General features: G+C 38.4%; 17 protein-coding genes and 1 other RNA gene. 10 read left to right on the top strand and 8 right to left on the bottom strand.

The window, feature by feature from the left end; all coding sequences use genetic code 11:
- Nucleotides 1-20 precede the first annotated feature (20 nt).
- Complete coding sequence (locus tag B4A24_RS18485) at nucleotides 21-680, top strand: HAD family hydrolase (protein WP_293946487.1); 660 nt, start codon at nucleotides 21-23, stop codon at nucleotides 678-680.
- Nucleotides 681-831: 151 nt separating this feature from the next.
- On the opposite strand, the gene B4A24_RS18480 is transcribed toward B4A24_RS18485, so the two are convergent.
- A complete protein-coding gene (locus B4A24_RS18480; protein WP_172395052.1) occupies nucleotides 832-2,223 on the bottom strand; it encodes a sigma-54-dependent transcriptional regulator in 1,392 nt (463 codons plus the stop codon).
- Nucleotides 2,224-2,288: 65 nt separating this feature from the next.
- Nucleotides 2,289-2,666, bottom strand: an RNA gene (gene rnpB / locus B4A24_RS18475) — RNase P RNA component class A.
- 158 nt (nucleotides 2,667-2,824) lie between these two features.
- Between rnpB and B4A24_RS18470 the strand changes: the two genes are divergently transcribed.
- Nucleotides 2,825-3,904, top strand: coding sequence for a helix-turn-helix transcriptional regulator (locus B4A24_RS18470; RefSeq protein WP_293946486.1), 1,080 nt, complete (start codon nucleotides 2,825-2,827; stop codon nucleotides 3,902-3,904).
- A 43-nt stretch (nucleotides 3,905-3,947) separates the two neighbouring features.
- Here the strand turns inward: B4A24_RS18470 and B4A24_RS18465 are convergent, their stop codons facing one another.
- From B4A24_RS18465 to argS, 3 genes are read right to left on the bottom strand one after another with little or no spacing between them, the layout of a single operon-like run.
- Entirely contained in the window at nucleotides 3,948-5,093 is a 1,146-nt protein-coding gene (locus B4A24_RS18465; protein WP_409456483.1) for an NAD(P)/FAD-dependent oxidoreductase, read from the bottom strand.
- Between the two features lie 57 nt (nucleotides 5,094-5,150).
- Nucleotides 5,151-6,227, bottom strand: coding sequence for an oxidoreductase (locus tag B4A24_RS18460; protein WP_293946484.1), 1,077 nt, complete (start codon nucleotides 6,225-6,227; stop codon nucleotides 5,151-5,153).
- A 4-nt stretch (nucleotides 6,228-6,231) separates the two neighbouring features.
- Nucleotides 6,232-8,016: an arginine--tRNA ligase gene (argS, locus tag B4A24_RS18455; RefSeq protein ID WP_293946483.1), complete on the bottom strand. Its 1,785-nt coding sequence runs from the start codon at nucleotides 8,014-8,016 to the stop codon at nucleotides 6,232-6,234.
- A gap of 108 nt (nucleotides 8,017-8,124) precedes the next feature.
- Between argS and B4A24_RS18450 the strand changes: the two genes are divergently transcribed.
- Entirely contained in the window at nucleotides 8,125-9,516 is a 1,392-nt protein-coding gene (locus B4A24_RS18450; RefSeq protein WP_104380843.1) for an arginine decarboxylase, read from the top strand.
- 42 nt (nucleotides 9,517-9,558) lie between these two features.
- Here the strand turns inward: B4A24_RS18450 and B4A24_RS18445 are convergent, their stop codons facing one another.
- Nucleotides 9,559-10,065: a thioredoxin family protein gene (locus B4A24_RS18445; protein ID WP_293946482.1), complete on the bottom strand. Its 507-nt coding sequence runs from the start codon at nucleotides 10,063-10,065 to the stop codon at nucleotides 9,559-9,561.
- A gap of 357 nt (nucleotides 10,066-10,422) precedes the next feature.
- Here B4A24_RS18445 and B4A24_RS18440 point away from each other — a divergent pair, with 357 nt between their 5' ends.
- Genes B4A24_RS18440 through B4A24_RS18430 form a run of 3 tightly spaced genes read left to right on the top strand, consistent with a single transcriptional unit; the run spans nucleotide 10,423 to nucleotide 14,270 of the window.
- Nucleotides 10,423-12,000: a glycerol-3-phosphate dehydrogenase/oxidase gene (locus tag B4A24_RS18440; protein WP_293946481.1), complete on the top strand. Its 1,578-nt coding sequence runs from the start codon at nucleotides 10,423-10,425 to the stop codon at nucleotides 11,998-12,000.
- A gap of 26 nt (nucleotides 12,001-12,026) precedes the next feature.
- Nucleotides 12,027-13,526: a glycerol kinase GlpK gene (gene glpK / locus B4A24_RS18435; RefSeq protein ID WP_293946480.1), complete on the top strand. Its 1,500-nt coding sequence runs from the start codon at nucleotides 12,027-12,029 to the stop codon at nucleotides 13,524-13,526.
- A 9-nt stretch (nucleotides 13,527-13,535) separates the two neighbouring features.
- Entirely contained in the window at nucleotides 13,536-14,270 is a 735-nt protein-coding gene (locus B4A24_RS18430) for an MIP/aquaporin family protein (RefSeq protein WP_172395045.1), read from the top strand.
- Between the two features lie 34 nt (nucleotides 14,271-14,304).
- Here B4A24_RS18430 and B4A24_RS18425 read toward each other — a convergent pair whose 3' ends face one another.
- Together B4A24_RS18425 and B4A24_RS18420 are read right to left on the bottom strand one after the other, a co-directional pair.
- Nucleotides 14,305-15,264: a GNAT family N-acetyltransferase gene (locus tag B4A24_RS18425; RefSeq protein ID WP_293946479.1), complete on the bottom strand. Its 960-nt coding sequence runs from the start codon at nucleotides 15,262-15,264 to the stop codon at nucleotides 14,305-14,307.
- Nucleotides 15,265-15,269: 5 nt separating this feature from the next.
- On the bottom strand, nucleotides 15,270-16,103 hold the full coding sequence (locus B4A24_RS18420; protein ID WP_293946478.1) for a 1-acyl-sn-glycerol-3-phosphate acyltransferase: 834 nt from the start codon (nucleotides 16,101-16,103) through the stop codon (nucleotides 15,270-15,272).
- Nucleotides 16,104-16,347: 244 nt separating this feature from the next.
- On the opposite strand from B4A24_RS18420, the gene B4A24_RS18415 reads away from it, so the two are divergent.
- The 4 genes from B4A24_RS18415 to bamA all read left to right on the top strand — a co-directional run bounded on the left by B4A24_RS18415 (nucleotide 16,348) and on the right by bamA (nucleotide 21,597).
- Complete coding sequence (locus B4A24_RS18415) at nucleotides 16,348-17,010, top strand: CBS domain-containing protein (protein ID WP_293946477.1); 663 nt, start codon at nucleotides 16,348-16,350, stop codon at nucleotides 17,008-17,010.
- A 51-nt stretch (nucleotides 17,011-17,061) separates the two neighbouring features.
- Complete coding sequence (locus B4A24_RS18410) at nucleotides 17,062-17,946, top strand: NAD kinase (protein WP_293946476.1); 885 nt, start codon at nucleotides 17,062-17,064, stop codon at nucleotides 17,944-17,946.
- Between the two features lie 233 nt (nucleotides 17,947-18,179).
- Nucleotides 18,180-18,917 (top strand): isoprenyl transferase, encoded by a 738-nt coding sequence (locus B4A24_RS18405; RefSeq protein ID WP_293946475.1) that lies wholly within the window; start codon nucleotides 18,180-18,182, stop codon nucleotides 18,915-18,917.
- A gap of 115 nt (nucleotides 18,918-19,032) precedes the next feature.
- Nucleotides 19,033-21,597, top strand: coding sequence for an outer membrane protein assembly factor BamA (gene bamA / locus B4A24_RS18400; protein ID WP_293946474.1), 2,565 nt, complete (start codon nucleotides 19,033-19,035; stop codon nucleotides 21,595-21,597).
- Nucleotides 21,598-21,930: the final 333 nt, after the last annotated feature.

Genomic DNA, 21,930 nt, shown 5'->3' with positions numbered 1-21,930 from the left:
AATTATTGTATATTAGCCACATGACAGAATACGCGGCAATTTTTGACATGGATGGGGTTATAAGCCACACAAATCCCTTTCATGCAGAAGCTTTCAGGGCTTTTTTTAAAAACCATAACGTACAGCAGGCTACTGAAGAAGAATTTGAACAGCATATGTATGGCAAACACAATAGCTATATCATGCAACATTTTTTTAAACGTCCAATATCTCCTGAAGAATTACGTACGCTTGAATTTGAAAAAGAGCAGCTTTTTAGGGTGATCTACAAAGAACATGTCGCCCCTATTAAAGGCTTAATAGAATTTTTGAAAGACTTAAATGACAAAGGCTTTAAACTTGCGGTAGCTACATCAGCACCCAAGGAAAATATGGATCTGATTTTGGATGAGTTAAAGATACGAGATCTTTTCTCATCAACATTAAGCAGCGAAGATGTAAAATTACATAAACCACATCCCGAAGTTTATTTGAAATCAGCGGAAAATCTGGGTATACCGATTGAACAATGCATTGTATTTGAAGATTCTTTTTCAGGTATTACAGCGGCAAAGAATGCAGGAATGAAAGTTGTCGCTGTCTTATCAACACATAAAAAAGAAGAGCTTCCTGTCAGTGATGCTTATATCAGAAATTATACTGAAATTTCTGTAGCAAATGTGAAAGCAATCGTGCAATAGAAGAATCTTTACAACAATCTATTACCTGTTCGACAGCTAGATCATTCAGTAAGCTAGCTTCCCTGATTAGGGTTTATAAATTAGGCATTTATTTTATCTGTAAAGGATACATAAATATAATAAGGGCTTNNAAGCCCTTATTATATTTATGTTAATCTCTTTTGAGACCAAATTTCTCAATTTTACTATAGAGATGACTACGCTGTATATCGAGGTCATCAGCAGTCTTGGAAACATTCCAATTATTCTTTTCCAATTTATATTTTATAAATTCTTTTTCTGCATGATCTTTATAATCTTGGAACGAGTCGAATGAATCCATATCTAACCCATAATTTGCAGTCCCTCTCTCATAGGCAACTCCACCCACAGGTTCACGTGAAGGATTGGCGAATGCAACAACATCTTTATCAGTAATAGATTTATCACTCAAAATAATTAAACGCTCAATCATATTACGCAATTCACGGATATTTCCTGTCCAAGGAAGATGACTTAACTCTTTCATTGCGGCAGTGGTGATTTCCTTAACAGGAATACCATATTCCATGCATATTTCTTCACAAAAATTTGTCGAAAGCAATGGTATATCATCAACGCGATCTATTAGCGCCGGCACATGGATTAAAATCACCGAAAGACGATGATACAAGTCCATTCTAAAATTCCCATCTTCTATTTCTTTTAACAAATCTTTGTTAGTTGCGGCCACGACACGTACGTTAACATCAATTTCCTTATCTCCTCCCACTCTGGTGATTTTATGTTCTTGTAACGCACGCAATACTTTGGCTTGGGCAGAAAGGCTCATATCGCCTATCTCGTCCAAAAACAACGTTCCGCCGTTGGCCTGCTCAAATTTACCTATACGTTGTTTAATTGCCGAAGTAAAGGACCCTTTTTCATGCCCAAACAACTCTGATTCAATTAATTCCGAAGGAATCGCAGCACAGTTTACCTCAACCAATGGTCCCTGTGAACGATTGGATTTTTCATGCAACCAACGAGCTACAAGCTCCTTACCCGAACCATTTGCTCCTGTAATCAATACTCTGGCTTCCGTTGGAGCAACACGATCTATGGTCTCTTTGATCCGCTTAATTGCTCCTGACTCACCCAATATATCTTTTGTCTTTGAACTACTGACTTTACGTTTTAATACTTTCGTCTCAGTTACAAGCGAACTTTTATCCAATGCATTTCGAACCGTAATAAGCAATCGGTTTAGATCCAATGGTTTTTCTAAAAAATCGAAAGCTCCTTTTTTTGCCGCCTCAACTGCTGTCTCAATCGTGCCATGACCAGAGATCATAATAAAGGGAATGTCTGGACTAGCCTGATGCGCTTCGGAGAGCACTTCCATCCCATCCATATTATTCATCTTGATATCACATAGAACCAAGTTGATCTTTTCTTTTTTTAGAATATCTAATCCATCACGACCATTGTCAACATCCAAAATCGTATAATCTTCATATTCTAAGATATCACGAAGCGAACTTCTAATGGCGCGTTCATCGTCAATGATTAAAATTGTACTCATAAATTCAGCATTATGCTATTTTCAATTACGGAAATCAATATAAGGTTTTTTTAGCAATTAGCGAAAAAGAAGCAAACCTTGTAAGCCGGGTTCTGTAGACCACCGAAGTGGAATTTCTATCATTTATCTAGATTTGCCATCACTGACAAACTCAATCAACCTACCCATTACGAATTCCAATAAATTGAAAGAAGACGAGCAGCCTTCAGATTTCGTAACCTATTTGGTCTTTCAACACACGAGGTTTACCGTAATATATGTTACCATACAAGACCGTAAGCTCTTACCTTACGTTTTCACCCTTACTCCGAAAAGCGGTATATTTTCTGTGGCACTTTCTGTCTGCTATTTTCATAGCATCCTTCCCGTTAGGAAGCGTGTCGCTCTATGTTGCCCGGACTTTCCTCTCCTCCCGAAAGAGCAGCGATAGAACCAGTTTGCTTCTGCGCAAAAGTAGCTATTTTACTTGGATAAACAGCGAATTTCCTTAAAAATTCAATGATGCTCCTTTCATGCGTTGAAGACAGTTAAAAATTACGCAGTCCCTTTGCGTAGATAACATAAAGTTTGTATTTTCATCTAAACTTCCATCGGCAAAAATATGGCATTAAATAAACTCGCGCTTATCCGTTACAAAACAATAGACAACTGTCTGCGTCTAAGACACCGTAAATGGACTTTAGAAGACCTAATGGAAAAGGTTTCTGATGCACTTTATGAATTTGAAGGAATCAAAAACGGTATAAGCAAACGGACTATTCAAGGTGACATACAATTGATGCGAAGCAACAAGCTAGGGTATAATGCGCCTATTATTGTCACCCATCGTAAATTTTATACCTACCAAGACCCAGACTATAGTATAAGCAACTCTCCTATTTCTGTCGGAGATATGCAAAAAATGAAGGAAGCTGTTGAAGTTTTAAAACATGTTACTGGCTTTTCAAGCTTCGACGAAATGAGTGATATTATCGCACGCCTTGAGGATAGTATCCACGCTAAAAAGGATAATCAGCCTTCCATTATCCAAATGGAGAGTAACAACCTTTTGAAGGGCTTATCATTTATTGGCCTCCTCCACCAAGCTATTCGGGAAAAAACACCACTTCTCATCAGCTACCAATCTTTTAAGGCAATACAAAAACAGGATCTGGTCTTCTCACCTTATCTCTTAAAAGAATATCGTAATCGATGGTTTCTTATTGGACACCATAAAAAAAGCGAAGGTTTGATGACATTGGCATTGGATCGAATTGATACGATTGAAGAAATGGGCAAAAATTCATACAAAGAATATACAGGAATAGATTTTGAACGTTATTTTTCAGATACAATCGGCGTCACAAAATCACAAAAAGATCGTGGTCAACGCGTTATTCTAGCGATAAACGCAAAAAACGCACCTTATGTAGAAACTAAACCAATACACTCTTCCCAACAAATTTTAGATAAAAAAGAAGATGGCTCAATCTTAATCCGTATTGATGTTGTGCTTAATTTTGAGTTGGAAAGGGAAATCTTGGGTTTCGGTGAATCCATTAAAGTACTATCACCCAGAAATCTACAGAGCAGAATAAAACAGCGCTTGGTCGCTGCCTCACAATTATATACTGAAAAATCTCAGGACGAAACCGCTGCCCCATTAAATGGTACCGAGGCAGTATCGTCGTTGCATCTGTGAATGATCCAGTATGGGCTGCCTGTGTAAATTCTCAATAAATTAACTAGATATCTTGGGCAATTGCATAACCACTTGCCCAAGCCCATTGGAAATTATAGCCACCAAGCCATCCCGTAATATCGACGGTCTCTCCACCAAAATAAAGACCTTCAATTTTTTTTGACATTAAAGTCTTGTTATGAAGCTCCGCCGTCGACACCCCACCACGCATGACCTCCGCCTTATCATAACCTTTATCACCTGCAGGCTTTACCTTAAAGCGATGAATAGTGTCAACGATCAATTTAGCATCAGCTTTACTTAGAGACGCAATTTTGGTATCCAATACCAAGTATTTCCCAAGTGCATCAACCAATTTTCTACTAAAATAATCGTTTAGCAACTGTGAAACAAGTCTTTTCCCTCCGCTTTGGCGCTCTTGTTTAATAAGATTATCCAAATCAAAATTAGGCAACAGATCAATGCTAATCTCATGCCCCGGCCGCCAATAACTTGATATCTGAAGAATTGCTGGGCCACTTAATCCCCAATGCGTAAACAGCATGTTCTCTTCAAAAGACATTCCAGCAACAGATACCTTGGAAAACACCGAATTTCCGGACAAAGAACTATACCAATCTGCATCTTTTCCTGTAATTGTCAAAGGCACCAAAGCAGGGGCAGTGCCTACAACTTCCAGACCAAACTGTTTTGCAATACGTAATCCAAAATCAGATGCCCCCAATTTCTGAACTGGAAGCCCCCCTGAAGCAATCACCAGCTTTTTAGCGTTATACTGATACTCTCCTCTCGGATTTTCTACATGAACTGTAAATCCGTCAGCATTTTTTTCCACCGATTTCACGAGCGTGTTGAGCGCTATATCCTGTTCAGTTTCATAAAGAATTTTTGAAAATATGGCTACAATATCCTTAGCTTTATTGGTCTCTGGAAACAATTGTCCCAAGGTTTTTTCCTGCCCTTGGATACCATATGCTTCAAAAAAATCAATGGTATCTTCGACGGTCCACTGCTTAAATATGCCGTGCAAAAAATCCGGGTTCTCAGAGATAAAATTAGCGGTCGTTGTTCCTGTATTTGTGTAGTTGCATCTTCCGCCACCTGAAATCAAGATCTTGGCGCCAACCTTTTCATTGCGCTCCAATAGTAATGTTTTCTTTCCCAGCAGTCCAGCTTGTGCTGCACACATTAAACCACAGGCACCACCACCAATGATAATTGCATCGTATGTATTCACAGTTTTATATTAATAAGCAATTAATTGATCTTCCGTTGAAATGACCCGTCGTTCCGATTGACTCTGGTAACCAAGTTCGATAATCCGAATTACATCTCGAGCCTGCTCCGGTGAAGCTATTAAGGTAGTCTTCCCTAAAATAGTATCGGCAACATTTTGATAAAACTCGGGATAAGAGCCTTTTTCTGACACAATAATTTCCTCCACATCCTTACCATTTTCAATAATATTCAGTTTACCATAAATACTTGACTCCTCTTCTCCCCAATTGGGGTCTTCATCAGGGAACTTACCATCCCGCAATAATGCTTCTTGGGGATCAACACCATTTTTTACAAAATTTCCGTTCATACCAAAGAGGCGATATCGTGGAGTCGGTTCTTTCGCAAGCATTGATCCTTTGAGTGAAACTCTCAAATTATCGTAGTACAAAATACAGTCAAAATTATCAATGGTCTTTGCGTGGTCCCGTTGTATCGCAAGATCTGCAAATACAGCATTTGGTTTTCCAAATAATTGCAAAGCCTGGTCGATAAGATGCGGCCCTAAATCGTAAAATATACCTGATCCGGGCAAATTCTCTTCACGCCATGCATTGGGTCTCAAATAATTCCGAAAACGGTCAAATCTTGATTCCAGATTTACGATCCGTCCTAATCGTCCACCTTTTATAATTTTCTCTACCGTTCGATAATCCGAAGTAAATCTCAGATTATGATAGGGCGCAAGTACCAAATTTTTTTCTTTGGCGAGCGCAATTAACTCATCTGCCTGTTCTATCGTATTTGTAAACGGTTTTTCGACAACGACATGCTTTCCAGCCTCCAAAGCACGTTTTGCCATTGGATAATGCATATCATTTGAAGTAGCAATCACGACCAGCTCGATGGTTTTATCAGCAAAAATTTCATCAGCAGACAGTGCAATTTCCGCTTGCGGAAAGCGCTCTTTCAATAGCATCTGTTGCTCAGCCTTGCGCGCAGTAACTTTAACAAGTTCCAGTGCCGCGATCGAACGCATAACAGGAGCATGAAAAACCTGTCCTGAAATACCAAAGCCTATAAGGCCAACACGAATCTTACTCATATCGTTACATTCTTTCCGGCACACATATACCCAACAACCCCATTCCTTTGGCGATAACTTTCGCTGCTGCAGCGGACAGATGTAATCTGAAATTCTTTACATCATTGGCTTCGGCTTTCAATATAGTCTCCTCGTGATAAAATTTATTATACAATTTAGCAACTTCATAAATGTAATTTGCCAATTGAGCTGGGCTAAATTCCTGTGCAGATGCTTCAATAGTTTCGGGAAAAGCACCCAACTGCTGAATCAAATCACGCTCATAAGATGAAATTGATGGAAGTACTGATACCGGGCTATCCGCATCAAATTCTGCCTTACTCAAAACCGATTTAATACGCGCATGTGTATATTGGATGAAAGGTCCTGTATGCCCCTGAAAATCTACCGATTCATTGGGATCAAACAACAAACGTTTCTTCGGATCTACCTTTAATAAAAAGTATTTCAAAGCACCCATCCCTATGGTATTATACAGTGCTGCTTTGGCATTTTCTTCCAAACCTTCGGTCTTTCCGAGCTCTTCCGTACGCTCTTGTGCTGTTTTGAGCATTTCGGCCATTAAATCATCAGCATCCACGACCGTTCCTTCCCGTGATTTCATTTTGCCAGAAGGTAGGTCAACCATACCATAAGACAAGTGAAATAAACCATCAGCCCAAGACTTACCCAGTTTTTTTAAGATTAAAAACAATACTTTGAAATGGTAATCTTGTTCGTTGCCAACAACATAAATAGATTCACTCATTTTGAACTCATCATATTTCAGCTGTGCAGTACCTAAATCTTGTGTAATATATACAGAAGTGCCATCACCACGGAGAACTAGCTTTTGGTCTAATCCCTCATCCGTCAAATCAATCCAAACCGAGTTATCGTCTTTTTTAAAAAACACGCCTTTTTCCAGTCCCTCCTGAATAATATCTTTGCCTAACAGATAGGTATTCGATTCGTAATAATACTTATCGAAATCTACTCCCAGCTGTTTATATGTCTTTTCAAAGCCGGCATATACCCAGCTATTCATGGTTTTCCAAAGTGAGATTACCTCTTCGTCGCCTGCCTCCCACTTTTGAAGCATAGACTGAGCTTCTTTCATCAGCGGTGCATTCTTTTTTGCCTCATCTTCAGATTGCCCCTCAGCTTTCAACACCTCTATTTCTTTTTTATACTCCTTGTCAAAAACGACATAATACTTACCGACAAGGTGATCACCTTTCATGCTTGTGGATTCAGGCGTCTCTCCCGCACCAAATTTCTGCCAGGCCAACATGGACTTACAAATATGGATACCACGATCGTTCACCAAATTGGCTTTGATCACTTCATAACCATAGGCTTTGAGAATTTCAGCAACAGAATACCCTAATAGATTATTCCGGATATGCCCCAAATGTAAAGGTTTATTCGTATTTGGCGAAGAATATTCAACCATCAACTTCTTTCCATTAGCTGGAAAGATACCAAAATCTTTGGCAACAATCGTATCATTCAATAAAGCAACCCAATAGTCATCGGAAAGTACAATATTCAAAAAACCCTTTATCACATTGAAGTCAGAGATTTCAGCAATATGCTGCTGTAGATAGGCACCGATCGCTGTCCCCGTCTGTTCAGGAGATAATTTCGAAAAGCGGGTTACCGGAAAAGTCACGATTGTAATCTGCCCTTCAAACTCCTTTCGGGTTGCTTGTAAAGCTATTTGATGTTCTAAAATATCTGCATTGTAAAGCGTTTTAACAGCCTGCACAGTGACTTCAACAAGTCGCTTTTGAATAGAATTTCCCATTTAATGATTTTGTAAATTTTACAACTTCCTGATAGTGAACTGGAAATAAATCACATTCCTTATTTAGGTATTCACCATTAAAGTATATCTTTGCAAAAATAATAAAAAATGCAGAGCTATCAGGAATTTCTTGACTTAAGTGTTGGTTTTCCGCAAGACGGATTCGAAATCATCGACGACGAATTGTATTTCCACGATTTGAATTTAATGGAAATGATAGAAACGTACGGTACGCCGTTACGTTTTACCTATTTGCCTATCGTCAGCAAAAAAATTCAACAAGCGAAAATCCTTTTTCAGACCGCTATTCTGAAACACAACTATCGCGGATCTTACAAATACTGTTATTGTACCAAATCTTCCCATTTCAAGCATATCGTAGAAGAAGCCTTGAAAAATGATATCCACCTTGAAACTTCATCTGCCTTTGACATGCCGATGATCGATTCACTGGAAAGACAAGGCACCGTAACAAAAGACATTACAGTCATCTGTAATGGATTCAAAACCTATCAGTATAAGCAGTATATTGTTGATATGATCCACGATGGTTATACAAACATTATTCCTGTCTTGGATAATAAGGAGGAATTCAATCTCTATGATGATGAGATTGAATTAGATGAACCATGTGCCTTAGGGATCCGGGTCGCTTCAGAAGAGCAACCAGATTCTCAATTTTACACCTCCAGATTGGGCATTCGCCAAGAAGACGTCATCGACTTTTACAATAATAAGATTGTTGACAACCCAAATTTTAAGGTTAAGCTACTTCATTTTTTCATTAATTCGGGTATATCAGACACACCGTATTACTGGAATGAGTTGGAGAAATACGTCACGCTCTATTGTAAATTCAAAAAAATAAATCCTGATTTAGATACTTTGGATATCGGTGGCGGCATGCCTTTTAAAGATTCATTGGTACATGATTTTGATTATGAGTATATGGTCAATGAAATTGTCAACAGGATCAAACAGATCTGTGCGCACCATGAAGTCATGGAACCAGATATCATTACTGAATTTGGTAAATATACAGTCGCTGAAGCATCGGGAATCCTTTATAAAGTTTTGGGACGTAAGCAACAAAATGATCGCGAACGTTGGTTTATGATTGACGGGTCTTTCATCACCAATTTACCAGATGTTTGGGCTTTAAACCAAAAATACATTTTATTACCAATCAACAATTGGGATTCGGAATATGAACGGGTAAACTTAGGTGGAATCACCTGTGATGGTCAGGATTACTACAATCAGGAAGCACACATGAACTCTGTTTTTATGCCAAAAACACGTAAAGTGCAATATTTAGGATTCTTCCACACTGGAGCTTATCAAGACGTTCTGAGCGGCTACGGAGGAATTCATCATTGCCTACTCCCTTCACCAAAACATGTATTGGTACGTCGAAACAGAGATGAAACATTTAATTATGAAGTATTTGGAGAGGAACAAAACTCCAAACAGGTAATGAAGTTATTGGGCTACCAATAACTAAAAAATTATAAAAAAATCCTGTCAGTTGACAGGATTTTTTTATTTCGCTACCCAAGCATTGAAAAACTTCAGAACCTTTTCCTCATCGTAGCCTTTCTCTTTTTCCAAGCTACCGCTCTCCTGTACATGAAGCGTCTTTCCATTTTTATCCAATACAATAAAAAATGGGTAACCTAATTTATTTCCCTCCGGCGCATATTTTTGAAAAACCGCCTCATTCTTGTTTTCTTTCGAATAATTTAAATGGTAATACAGAAAACGCCGCTTTAGCAAATCATCAATACGGGCATTCTTATGAATGTAGTCATTAAATCGTAAGCACCATACGCACCAATTCCCTCCAGCTTGAACAATGATATTCTTTTTTTCCTTCTTGGCCAGCTGTAGTAAGCTGTCAATATCTCTTTGTGCATCAGCTTCTGGACGGTAAGGTTTAGAAAGTTGTTCCTGAATTTTCGAAGCTTCTTGAGCAAAAGCAGTTGAATAGACGAATTGACTACCCAAACATATACCTATCCCCCAAAACAATATTTTAATCCTTTTCATTATTCAACAAATTATTAATGATCTAAAATTACAAAATCATTCCTCTAAACCAAAACATAAGCCTATCATAATGGTTAAACATTATATCGTCCTTAAAAAACACGACGTAATAAGAGGGCGATGATAATACGGCCATTATATTACTTTTATTTTTTCACTAAAGCCAGTAACAGGAAGCATTTGAAAACATTAAAAACATAAATAACAAAACAAAAAGAAATAAAAGAAAACTTAAATTTTTGAAATATTTTTAACAAAAATCCTTTAAAATATCACAAATATACTATAACTTAGTATTGATCTGCTACAAGCACTCATACAAAAAAAATCTTACTTTAAGACCAAAAACGAAACAAAATGAAACAAGGAGAATTCAAACGGTCAAAATTAATAGAAAGAATAAAAGACACAGGCGAATGGGATGTTATTGTCATAGGAGGCGGAGCTAGTGGCTTAGGGGTTGCACTCGATGCATTGAGCAGAGGATTCAAAACCATCCTATTGGAACAAGTTGATTTTGCAAAAGGTACCTCAAGTAAAGCGACGAAACTTGTCCATGGAGGAGTACGCTATCTTGCACAGGGAGACATTTCCCTCGTCAGGGAAGCATTGCATGAAAGAGGCTTATTGCAGCAAAACGCTCCACATCTGGTAAAAAATCAATCTTTCATAATCCCAAATTACAGTTGGTTTGATGGGCCTTTTTATACCATCGGCATGAAAATATACGATTTCTTAGCTGGAAAATTGAGTTTAGGGAAATCTATGCATATTAATAAGGAGGAAACACAACGGCGGATTAGTACTGTAAGAACAAAGGGACTCTATGGCGGCGTTGTTTATCAAGATGGCCAATTTGATGACTCCAGACTAGCTGTAAATGTTGCACAAACCTGTATCCAAATGGGGGGCGTAGCACTTAACTATATACGAGTAACTAATCTCACCAAAAGTAGCAATGGCAAAGTTAATGGCGTTATAGCACAAGACACTGATACCGGGGAAGTATTTACGATCCAAGGAAAGGTGGTTATCAATGCAACCGGAATCTTTGTTGATGATATCCTAAAAATGGATAAGCCCGAAGCGAAACAAATGGTGAGACCAAGTCAAGGCGTACATCTTGTTTTTGACAAGTCCTTTCTTCCGGGCGATGACGCAATCATGATACCGAAAACAGATGATGGCCGGGTTCTTTTTCTTGTCCCGTGGCACAATCGTGTTATAGCAGGAACTACAGATACTCCGATCGACGAACATAGCCTTGAACCAGTAGCACTTGAACAAGAAATCGAATTCATTTTAAAAACTGCAGGACGCTATCTTACCAAGCAACCTACCCGTCAAGATGCACTTGCGGTATTTGCCGGTCTTCGCCCCTTGGCAGCTCCAACTGGAAATTCCAACAAGACCAAAGAAATTTCCCGAAGTCACAAAGTTATTGTCAGCGATTCAAACTTACTGACGTTAACCGGAGGAAAATGGACAACCTTTCGTAGAATGGGTCAGGACACAGTGGATAAAGCAATTAAAATTGGCTGTTTACCTAAAAAGGAAAGCAATTCAGCGACACAAAAAATTTATAGCGCCATTCCTACAAGCGACCGGAGTAATCATATGTACATCTACGGTTCCGACCAAGAAGCCATACACGCTCTTGCACAAGAAAATCCTATTTGGAATGAAAAACTAGTGGAGCACTTAGAATTTAAGAAGGCCGAGGTGGTTTGGGCCGTGCGCAACGAATTAGCGCAAACGATAGAAGACGTACTTTCGCGTCGTGTACGCATCCTATTCCTCGACGCCAGGGCCGCAATTTTAGCTGCTCCTGAAGTCGCGAGGATACTCGCGCTTGAATTAGGCAAAGACGAGAATTGGCAAAAAAATCAGATCGAAAATTTCGAAAAAGTTGCAAAAAATTATATCTTAAACTAATACAAAATAACCAGCAGTAATCAATTATGGAACAACAATACATCTTAGCAATGGATCAGGGCACAACGAGCTCCAGAGCTATTATTTTTGATAAGGACAGAAATATTGTTTCAATTGCGCAAAAAGAATTCACGCAAATATTCCCAAAACCAGGATGGGTAGAACATGACCCACATGAAATTTGGTCTACTCAAGCAGGTGTTACAGCAGAAGCGACAACAAAAGCTGGATTAAACGGAAAAAATATCGCCGCCATCGGAATTACCAATCAGCGGGAAACTATTGTTGTATGGGAAAAGGAAAGCGGCAGACCGATTTATAATGCCATCGTATGGCAAGATAAACGCACAGCTGATTATTGTGATCAACTTCGCCAATCTGGCAAACATGAAATGATCCAGAAAAAAACCGGCCTCATCCTCGACCCTTATTTTTCGGCAACAAAATTAAAATGGATTCTTGACCATGTAGATGGAGCAAGAGAAAAAGCTCAAAATGGTGAGCTAATCTGTGGTACAATTGACACCTGGCTCATATGGAATCTTACACGCGGCGATGTTCACATAACGGATGTTACCAATGCTTCACGCACACTTCTATTCAATATCCATACCATGGATTGGGATACAGAACTTCTTGAATTATTTGACATCCCTGCGGCAATGCTACCTCAAGTGAAAGAAAGCAGCGAAATATATGGTGAATCGAGAACAACTATCTTTGCGCATAAAGTCAAGATAGCCGGAATTGCGGGAGATCAGCAAGCCGCCCTTTTTGGTCAGCAATGCATAGAGAAAGGCATGGTAAAGAATACCTATGGCACAGGATGTTTTATGTTAATGAATATAGGTAGTAAACCAATTATGTCCAAAAACAATCTATTGACTACCGTAGCCTGGAAAATCAATGGAAAAACAGAGTATGCATTGGAAGGAAGTATATTTATTGGCGGTGCATTGGTTCAATGGTTAAGGGATAATCTAAATATTATCTATAAATCAGCAGATATCGAACAATTGGCACTTTCCGAAAAAGATAACGGTGGGATAACCTTTATTCCAACTTTTGCGGGTCTAGGTGCCCCCTATTGGAACGCTAGAGCTCAAGGCACTATCTTTGGCCTGACACGAGCAACAAACAACGGACACATCGCTAGGGCTTCGCTCGAAGCCATTTCGCTCCAAACTAGGGATGTACTAAAGGCCATGGAGGCTGACAGCGGCATACCAATCAAGGAGCTTCGTGTAGATGGTGGAGCAACGGCCAATAACCTTCTCATGCAGATCCAAGCCAATGTACTGAATAGCAATGTCATTAGACCCAAAATCACTGAAACAACAGCTTTAGGAGCAGCTTACCTCGCTGGATTGGCCGTTGGTTTTTGGAAAGATGAAGAAGAACTTTCAAAATTTTGGGCACAAGACCGTCTTTTTGAACCAGAAAAAGAACAGGAAGAACAAACCCAACAAATTATTAAGCAATGGGCGAAAGGCGTTAAAGCATTGCAATTCTGGACAGAAAACTAACCAATACTTATGAACCATTATTTAGCAGAATTTATAGGAACAACACTCCTCCTACTTCTTGGAAATGGTGTCGTTGCAAATGTAATCTTAAAAGGAACAAAAGGGGAAAATAGCGGCTGGATTGTCATTACCACAGGATGGGCCTTAGCCGTATATATTGGCGTCGTATTTGCCGGACCTTATACAGGCGCTCACTTAAATCCAGCAGTGACAATAGCCATGGCACTCAATAATACACTACCCTGGATAGAAGTCCCCGGTTATATTCTCGCTCAAATCGCAGGGGGATTCTGCGGCGCATTGTTGACCTATATCATCCATAAAAATCACTTCGATGCCACAGCTGATCCTACCACAAAACTGGGCGTTTTCGCTACCATCCCAAATATTCGTAATAGGTTTACAAATCTGGCTAGTGAAATCATTGGAACTTTCGTCCTAATTTTTGTAATCTTTTTTATTACAGGACAAGATGTGACCATCGACGGAAAGACTGAACCTATTGGAATGGGCTCCTTGGGTGCTATACCAGTCGCTTTTTTAGTTTGGGCTATTGGATTATCATTAGGAGGCACTACAGGTTACGCAATTAATCCTGCCCGGGATTTGGGTCCACGCCTATTCCATGCACTCTGGCCAATTAAAGGGAAAGGAAGTTCGGATTGGTCATACGCTTGGGTACCGATTATTGGCCCCATTACAGGAGCAATCTTAGCATTCATTCTCTACACCCTAATAAAATAATAAAGGGATTCAAAAGTTGAATCCCTTTATTATTTTACGCCCGCTTTGGTTTTCGATGACCATATTCGCGATCCCGTTCAAAAGTATTCATGTGACGTTCTTTTTTTACAGGATAAACATCGTCAATAACAATCAAAATACCTTTTTCTTCAACTGTACCAAACTCATCATTTCGCGCAGTACCAAAAGACTTCATCGTCGGAGACAAGTTCATGTAAGTATTGATCAAAGGTGGAATATTTTCCCCTAACGCTCTGACATGACTATTTAATATTTTATATCCTTCCTTATAATCCAATCCATCAAAAATGCCCACAAAACGGTCGTAATCATTTTTAATTTCGAGATCAGGAAGCGGAACAACCAAGTTATCGTGATCAGGGAAGTAGTAGTCCATGAAGTAAAGCAACATATCTCGTGCATCCTTATTGTAATGTGGATACATCGTTACTTTTCCAAAAAGGTATTTAATTTCGGGGTTAAGCATGACCAAAGCTCCCAAACCATCCCATAAATTATCGAGTGAAAAAATACCTTTTCTATTATCAATTGCCGGCTGATATCGAGGCTGAACGAACGATCGCCCCAGCTCAATTGTAAAGGGTAAATAATCTTTAGCAAACTGGTCAGAAAATTGGAAATAATGAGCTGTAGATAAATTAGGAATACCCTTTGATTCCCCAGCATTAGCACATTTAATGACCCGATAGCCCGCAACAACTTCTTCATCTTCGGGATTCCACGCGATCAATTGATCATAACAATCCTCACATGTATCATTCTCGTCAATATCAATTGAAAGTCCTGTACCTCCTCCTGCGCTACGGAATGTCAACTCTCGTAACCGACCAATTTCACGCATAACATTTGGCGAGTTATGATAATTGATTAAGTATATCTCGTTATTTCCATTGTTGGTATAGCGTAAGAAAACTTCTTTATTCAATTCGGCTTTCAATAGTTCTCTATCAACTGGAGGTATAATTTCTTGCATAAATTCTATTTTTCTTGAGCTAATCCATAAACCCTTCTTTTCACTTCTTCAGCCCAAGTCTTTTCGTTTTTTGATTGATCAAACGCTGTATAAGGGATTCTCTTTCCTACTATAATGTTAACGGTGTGCCCGCGTTGGGCAAACATTTCATCGGGTAAATATAACATTTCAATGTTTACCTTGAGACCTATTTTTTGTCTAAGCCTTGCAAAATTATAAAAAAACTTAGAGTTTTTGCCGTCAATCAGTACCGGAATGATATCTTTTTTATATTTTTTCGCTTTGCTAATAAAACTTTTTTTCCATTCTAGATCTTCGATACGTCCATTATTTTGCTTTCTTGAAACCAATCCTGCCGGAAATACAAGCAGTGCATCATCTGCCCCATACGCTTCCTCAATTGCAGAAATAGCCTGTTTCCCCTGACTTCCCAATTTATTCACCCCCACAAATAAAGGTCTTAAATTACCGATATTTAACAAGATATCATTAACCAAAAATTTCACATCTCGACGGTGCTTACCAATGGCATGCATAAACGCAATGCCGTCCAATCCCCCCAAAGGATGGTTGGAAGCAAAAATTACAGGATCAGACACCGGAATATTTTCCGCACCATATAGGTTGACCTTTACCCCCAAATCATTGATGAGTGCATCCACAAAATCCAATCCTTGCAAATCAGCAAAGCGTGTCATAATATCATTGATTTCATCCTCGTGAATAATTCTCTTCAAATAATTTAGCAGGAAGGATGGAATCCATTTCGCTAGCGTCGCATTTTTTTTGTAGATAACTTCGCGTATATCAATAAATTTTTTATTCTCACTCGTAATCATCAATCTTATTTTTCTGACTAAAAAATCCCTACCTACCCTTTGTAAGCATATATCAAATTGCTGACAAAAATACTAACAGAATACTAATAAAAGTACAATTTTAAACATTAAAATTGTACTTATTTGCAATAATGTGATTACTTACTTTTATTTTATCTGTCAAACTAAAAAAGTCTTTCCCCATTTTAGACAGCTCATCTACAAAAATTTCCCTTTTACATCATTTTTTTTATTAAGTTTGAGTATGTTAATAGGACAATTTCTTTCAAACGCAGATTTCAGCATTCAAAAGACTGATTCAATACAGCTGGCATTGGAAAAACTACAAGACATGCTTTGCAAAGAATTGGTGGTTTTAAATGGCGATGAATATATTGGATTCGTCAATGAATCCAATTTATTGGATGCCGACGATGAACAAGCTCCTATTTCCACCATTAAGATTAATACAGCTCCGATACAGCTTAAATTTAACCAACACCCTTATGATGCGCTGGTAATGACTACCGTATACAATAGTTCATTGGTTCCTATCTTGGATCAAGATAACAAATATATTGGCGTTTCTACACTATTGGATATATTAAAAGCCATCGCTTTAATTCAATCTCAAAACGAATCTGGAGCCATTATTGTATTGTCCATTGGACTACATGACTTTTCGCTCTCCCAAATCGCACATTTAGTCGAGAGTGACAATTGTAGAATTCTTAATTGTGCAACGAAAATAAATCTTGAAAGCGACTCGATTGAAGTCACTTTAAAAGTAGATAAAACCAATATTAATTCATTGCTCAATTCATTCCTAAGGCATAATTATATCGTCATGGAAACACATAATACCGTTGCCGCATTTGATGACACAGCCGAACGCTATCAGCAGCTTATGAATTACATCAATATTTAATGAATTAAGAATAGTTTTTTTCTCATCTTTGCCCCATAAATTCAAAAAAATATGAGAATTGCGATATATGGACGAGAGTTTCAACCCTCCGTTATAGCACATGTGAAGCACTTATTTAAATATCTCGTTGGCAAAAAAGTCGACATTTGGGTTTATGACCCTTTTTATAAGTTCTTGACAACGCAGTTTGAATGTGGATTTAATTTCCTCACCTATCATACGTATGAGGAAATTAAAGACAATATTGATGTCATGCTCAGCTTGGGCGGAGATGGAACAATGCTTTCTGCGGTTTCGCTCATCAAAGACTCCGGCATTCCCATTGCGGGTATTAATTTTGGGCGATTGGGCTTTTTGGCCTCTATCAACAAAAATGATTTTGAATATGCAATAGAAGACATACTAAATCACCGTTACGATATCCAAAAGCGTGTTCTACTATCAGTGGAGTCCGAACAGATCAATTTATTCGAAGGGAACCATTATGCCCTTAATGATATTACGGTATTTAGATATGATAGCTCGGCCATGATTACCGTCAATGCGCAAATCAATGGTGAGCTTCTCAATTCCTATTGGGCTGATGGATTGATTATTGCCACCCCTACTGGATCTACGGCTTACTCATTGAGCTGCGGAGGACCAATCATTATGCCCGAAAGCGGAAATTTTGTCATTACACCAATTTCGCCCCACAACTTGAATGTGAGGCCCATAGTTATCTCAAATCAGTTCACTCTTGAACTTGAAATTGAAAGCCGAAGTGATCAATATATACTTAGCTGTGACTCAAAAAACACGTCTATAGATACGTCCGTTAAATTGACAATCAAGCAAGCACCGTTTGCGATCAACCTAATTCGTCTTCCGCAAGAAAGTTTTTTCAGTACCCTCAGAGAGAAGCTGCTTTGGGGTATTGACGTCAGAAACTATTAATCTTTATCATATTGTACTTCTGAATTTCCAATTAAAAATCGATATTTGGAACAAATAGAGACAGTAACGATACAAAAGGTATCCATGAGGAAGTTTCAAAATAATCAAACGAATCAACCTTTCAAGGTCAAACATTCGCTTGAAGATAATATATAGAAATCAGTAATCTGGTTTTTAACACTCAAATAGGCTGTAACTAGGCTAAAAGTGTTAATTTATTGAAAATAGCAACAATGAGCTTTTTAGATCAAATTGATAAAATTAAATTACCCCAGCATATTGCCATTATCATGGATGGTAATGGCCGTTGGGCAAAACAAAAAGGTAAACTCCGTGTATTCGGACACCAAAATGGTGTGAAAGCAGTGAGAGAGGCATTAGAGGGCTGTGTTCAGGCCAACATCAAATTTCTAACACTCTACGCATTCTCGGCGGAAAACTGGAATCGGCCAAAACTAGAAGTAATCGCATTGATGGAACTTTTGGTCTCCTCCTTAAAAAAAGAAATCAAGACATTTCAGGAAAATGGTGTTAGATTAAATGCAATCGGAGATATCAGCAAACTCCCAACAAATGCACAAAAAAAACTTCAGGAAACTATTGACGCCACCAAAGACAATACACATTGTACATTAACCCTTGCCCTGAGCTATAGTTCACGTCAGGAAATTGTGGAGGCCACCCGAAATTTGGTTAAAAAAGTAAATGCAGGTGAAATAGCTATTGAAGATATCAACGATGATGTCTTTTCCGCTAATCTCTATACCCGAGATCTACCAGATCCGGATTTATTGATCCGAACCAGCGGAGAACTTCGAATAAGCAATTTTCTTCTTTGGCAAATCGCTTATTCCGAACTATGCTTCTTAGATAAGATGTGGCCAGAGTTTACGAAGGAAGATTTATTTAAATCAATTGTAGAATATCAACAAAGAGAAAGAAGGTTTGGAAAAACAAGTGAGCAGTTATAAATGATTTTATTAAATTTGTCAACTGATTTGAATAAAAAGCAAGCTGGTTAAATTTTCTTAATTAACAAAAATTAACAACTGATTGGTGTACTTTAGCGCCAATAATTCAAGATAAATGAAGCGTATACTACCCGTAATACTATTTTTTGGTCTCTCATCAATGCAACTTGTCTACGGACAAGAAAAAGGTGCGTTCAACTTAAATGACCCCGAAAAAATCAGTTATCTCAACCCTAAAAACTATGTAATTAGTGCTGTTGATGTAACCGGAACACAATTTTTGGATAAAAACGTATTAATTACCATATCTAAATTGTCGGTAGGTCAATATTTGGAAGTGCCAAGTGAAGCGACTGCAAAAGTAGTAAAAGATATGATGGCTCAAGGCCTCTTCGATGATGTCGAATTATGGGCAGACAAAATTGAAGGCGAAAACATCTTTTTGACCATCCGCGTAGTAGAACGTCCTCGTTTGACCCGTATTGATATTAATGGACTAAGCAAGAGCCAAACTGAAGAAGTCCGTAAACGTTTAAATAGCAATACCGGTAAAATCGTCAATGAGAATTTGATGAACACCACACGAGCAACAATCCAACGCTTTTTGAAAGAAAAAGCATATTTATATCCGGAGATTAAACTTAAAACAGTCAAGGATTCGGCACAGGCCAACAACGAAATCCTGATTGCTGATGTGGATAAAAAACATAAGGTAAGGGTAAAAAAGATGACCTTTACGGGCAACGAGCATTTTTCACAAAAAGAGCTGCGGAAAATGGCCAAACCAATCAAACAAAAAATGTGGTACCGCATCTTTGGTCCAGGTAAATTCAAGGAAGAGAAATATAAAGAAGGTAAAGAGAACCTAATCAAAAAACTAGCGGCCAAAGGTTATCGCGATGCGGAAATCTTAAAAGATACTATCATCCGAGATGGTGAGAAAAATGTGTTGGTAAATTTTGATATTTATGAAGGCCCTAAATATTACGTTGGTAATATTGTATGGACAGGAAATGCAAAGTATTCGGACACCTTATTAAATAAGATTTTAGGAATCAAACGTGGGGATGTGTTCTCGGAAGAGAAACTAAATACTAAATTATTGGGTGGAGGTCGCAATGCAGATGATATTTCATCTATCTATATGAACGATGGTTACCTAACATTCTCTGTAGATCCTGAGCAGACACGTGTATATAATGATACCATTGATTTAAATTTACGTGTATACGAAGGTGCACAATATACAATTAACAACGTTATTGTGAAAGGTAACGATGTTACTAATGATCGGGTTGTGTTACGTTCCATTTATACCAAACCAGGACAAAAATTCTCAAAAGAACAAATTATGCGAAGTGTTCGCGAAATTGCTCAATTAGGAAATTTTGACGAACAAAAAACAAACCCTGTTCCGACCAACTTAAATTATGCAGAAGGAACGGTAGATATTGTTTACAATGTGACAGAGAAACCCTCTGATCAAGTGGAGCTTTCGGGAGGTTATGGAGCTGGACAGATCATCGGTACGCTTGGATTAACTTTCAATAACTTCTCTACAAGTAACTTCTTTGATAAAAGTTCATGGAAGCCTCTACCTCGTGGTGATGGTCAAAAATTAAGTGTACGTGGTCAGACTTCTGGTAAACGTTACCAATCGTATAGCTTCTCATTCTCTGAACCCTGGTTAGGTGGAAAAAAACCGATCTATTTTGGTTTGAGTGCCTATACCTCAAGTTCATCTTATGGAGGATTTAACTATTATACAGGTGAGCAAATTGTAAAAGATTCGGAGCTTAACCGGATTTGGATGACGGGTATAACCGCGACTTTAGGTAAGCGCTTGCAATGGCCAGACAACTGGTTCCAAGCCAATACTTCATTGTCTTTCCAACGGTATAAGCTTCAAAATTATGGCAATTACTTCTTGTTCGACAACGGTACTGCATATAATATCAACTTGACACAAGAATTTAGCCGTAACTCGATCGATGCTCCAATCTACCCTACATCAGGTTCGAACATCAAGTTCTCGGTACAATTGACACCGCCTTATTCATTGTTCAATAACGTTGACTATAAAAACGGTACACCGCAAGATCGTTACCGCTGGACTGAATACCACAAATGGAAATTCGATTCGCAATGGTATGCAAAAATTGTAGGAAAATTAGTTTTCAAAGCACAGGCACAGTTTGGTTTCTTGGGCAAATATTCCAACAAAACTGAAATTTCAACGTTTGAACGTTTCAAACTGGGAGGTGATGGTATGCAGGGATTTGATTACCTTCAAGGTTCAGAGATTATCGCTATGCGCGGTTATGCAAATGGTGTAATTATTCCAGAGGGTACTCAAAATGTAAACGTAGCACGAAACTCCGGTAGCCCAATCTATACGAAGTATCAAATGGAATTACGTCACCCTGTCATGTTAAATGATCAAGCAACCGTATACGTATTGGCATTTGCCGAAGCAGGTAACACTTGGAACAAATTCACTGAATACAATCCATTTAAGGTACGCCGTTCAGCCGGTGTAGGTGCCCGTATCTTCTTACCGATCTTTGGTATGTTGGGAATAGATTATGGACACGCATTTGACCCTATCCCTGGATTACCGAGCAGTACTTGGAAACAAAACTTCACATTTAGTATTATGCAAAATATGGGGGGATTTTAACCTAGGTGATCCCATCACGAATATAGTCTTAAACGATTTAAAAGCTATCTGCAATTTCTGCGATAGCTTTTTTGTTTACTAAATTTGTCAAATTAATTTTCAGGATTAAGATGGATGTATTATAAATCTTCTTATATTGGAGATAGCTTATTCTAAGTAGCAAAAGTTAGCTATACCGCTCCCTTTAGAAATACATGACCAGAATCGGCCAACAAGTTAAATAGTGTTAAACCCGAGAAATATCTGTTAGATTGCATCTTTTTTGTTATTTTTGAGCCGTAAATTTATGTAGGACGGTTTGCCAGATTAAACTTTTGAGCTTATCCATTGTCA

Origin of the sequence: Sphingobacterium sp. UBA7249, assembly GCF_002472835.1 — a bacterium.
Taxonomy (GTDB): domain Bacteria; phylum Bacteroidota; class Bacteroidia; order Sphingobacteriales; family Sphingobacteriaceae; genus Sphingobacterium; species Sphingobacterium prati.
Note: the sequence above shows the minus strand (reverse complement) of the source record. Positions and strands in the feature narration are given on the sequence as shown.